The organism is Asanoa sp. NPDC050611 (assembly GCF_040654855.1).
GTDB lineage: Bacteria > Actinomycetota > Actinomycetes > Mycobacteriales > Micromonosporaceae > Asanoa.
In genome coordinates this window covers 1-1,406 of sequence record NZ_JBFAIU010000682.1, presented here as the reverse complement: position 1 = coordinate 1,406, position 1,406 = coordinate 1, and the positions used below count along the sequence as shown (strand labels likewise).

3 protein-coding genes are annotated in these 1,406 nt (G+C 73.8%); all 3 read left to right on the top strand.

Translation table 11 applies throughout. From position 1 onward, the window contains the following. Positions 1-633: hypothetical protein (locus AB0H87_RS41805; RefSeq protein ID WP_360159426.1), on the top strand; the 633-nt coding region annotated here is incomplete at its 5' end. After that, on the top strand, positions 633-1,208 hold the full coding sequence (locus AB0H87_RS41800) for a hypothetical protein (RefSeq protein ID WP_360159423.1): 576 nt from the start codon (positions 633-635) through the stop codon (positions 1,206-1,208). The genes AB0H87_RS41805 and AB0H87_RS41800, both read left to right, overlap by 1 nt. Positions 1,209-1,218: 10 nt before the next feature. Then, on the top strand, positions 1,219-1,406 hold a 188-nt coding region (locus AB0H87_RS41795; protein WP_360159420.1), incomplete at its 3' end, for a hypothetical protein.

The window sequence follows — 1,406 nt, the reverse complement described above, 5'->3', positions numbered from 1 at the left end:
GTCCAGCGGCGGTTGTCCTCGCTCAGCGAGCGGTTGAGCAGGCCGAGGATGACGGCGTACTCCTCGCTGTCGGCCGTCACCGTCGCCGCGGGCTTCGGCGGCGGGGTGATGCCCTGCCAGAACCCGCGGCACGCGGTGACCGACCAGATCCGGGCGACGCCCGCGCCGCCCAGCGAACGCTTCGACCTGCTGAGCGCGTTCACCTGGTACACGGCACCGGCCGGCTACCGGCTGCCGGCGCCCATCGGCTGGCGCGTCTACACCGAGCAGGGCGGCACCACGTGCCTGTACGACAGCAACATGGACCGCCTGATGAGCGTCGAGGAGCTGCCCGCCGCGGTGCCGGACCCGGTCGCACACTGGACCCGCACGGCGGAGGAGCAGCAGCGCGACGGCACGCTGGTCGGCTACGCCGAGGCCACGGTCACCCGCAGCCAGCTCTTCGACGGCGGCGCCGAGTGGGAGTACGAGTTCACCCCCGTCAACGCCGAGCCGCAGCGGGCGATCCGGGTCCTCTACAACGTCGCCGGCCGGGCGTACGTGATCACCTGGACCTGCCCGAAGCTCGACTGGAACACCGCCTGGCTGCCGACCATCAAGCTGGGCTTCCGCCCACCGGCCCCGGCGGACTGATGCTCTTCGAACAGCGGCTGCGCGACGGCATCGCCGACGGCACGATCACCGCGGCGGTGCGCCGGTGGCGCCGCCCGCAGGTGGTTGCGGGCGGCCACTACCGCACGGGCCAGGGCATGGTGGAGATGCTCGCGGTCGAGCCGGTGAGCCGGTCGGCGCTGCGGGCCGCCGACGCCCGGGCGGCCGGCTTCCCGACGCTGGCGGCGCTGCTGGCCGACGTGCCGGCCGGCGAGGGCCAGCTCTACCTGCTGCGGTTCCGGCGCCTCGACACGCCCGACCCGCGGTCGGTGCTGGCCGCCGACGCCGACCTCGACGACGCCGCGCGGGCGGCCATCGACGCCCGGCTGGCCCGCCTCGACAAGGCCAGCCCGCACGGCCCCTGGACGGCCACCACGCTGGGGATGATCCGGGACCGGCCGGGGGTGCGGGCGCCCGACCTGGCGGCCTCGGTCGGGCGGGACACGCCCTCGTTCAAGATCGACGTGCGGAAGCTCAAGGCGCTCGGCCTGACCGAGAGCCTGCCCGTTGGCTACCGATTGTCGGCTCGTGGCCGGAGCTATCTCAAAACGGACTAAGTTGACAAGGGTGGCGGGCGGAAATCCCATCAGAACGCCCGACGACCGGCTCCGGGTCTTCATCAGCTCCACCCTCGACGAGCGGCACGGGCTCGCGCTGTCGGACCACGGGCGCGTCGCCGGTGCCGCGCGGATCGTCGCCGCGGACCGGGTTGCCGAGACCGTGGAGCCAGTCCGCCGTCAGCTCCGCGGCCGGGT

What these genes read in the sequence shown, in the direction of transcription:
- AB0H87_RS41800 (WP_360159423.1), top strand. Translation starts at nt 633, where the DNA reads ATGCTCTTCGAACAGCGGCTGCGCGACGGCATCGCCGACGGCACGATC.